We start from the raw sequence: 462 nt of genomic DNA on the forward strand, positions 1-462 counted from the left end.
GCCGCCGGTTATGCCTTGCTAAAAGGCTGGAGTTACCGAAACATGTGGTGGGTTACTCACAATACTCATGGTGCATTTATGGCCCGAGGTGTGCACGGGCAGGCGTTATACATTGATCCAAAAGCCGAAATGGTTATTGCCCGGTTTGCCAGTTACCCCATTGCTGGTAATGCCGCAAATGATCCCGTATCTCTGGCGGCCTATCAGGCATTAGCTGAACATTTGCTTAGGGAACAGACCTCGCCCTGAGTACCCTGCAAACAACGTTTTGTAGAACGGCTTTACATGCTGTATCGCGATATCCCTGCTTGCCCTCAGTAAAATCTGTGCTGAGGGCATTTATCCTCACAAACTGATAAAAACATTGTTTTTTTAGCGCTTCTCTCCTGCTTTTGGCGGGTTTTCTAAGTGTATTACCTAAAAGTCGTACTTGTAATTTTCCTTCAGCTGAGGATACTGGGG

Annotated in this window: 1 pseudogene; it reads left to right on the forward strand. The window is 47.2% G+C overall.

Annotation, left to right across the window (positions count from 1 at the left end):
• Positions 1-249 (forward strand): annotated as a pseudogene (locus J0A66_RS21675) (6-aminohexanoate hydrolase); the annotation flags it as partial.
• Positions 250-462 lie beyond the last annotated feature (213 nt).

It is taken from the genome of Bowmanella dokdonensis, assembly GCF_017254865.1.
In the GTDB taxonomy this organism is placed as follows: domain Bacteria; phylum Pseudomonadota; class Gammaproteobacteria; order Enterobacterales; family Alteromonadaceae; genus Bowmanella; species Bowmanella dokdonensis.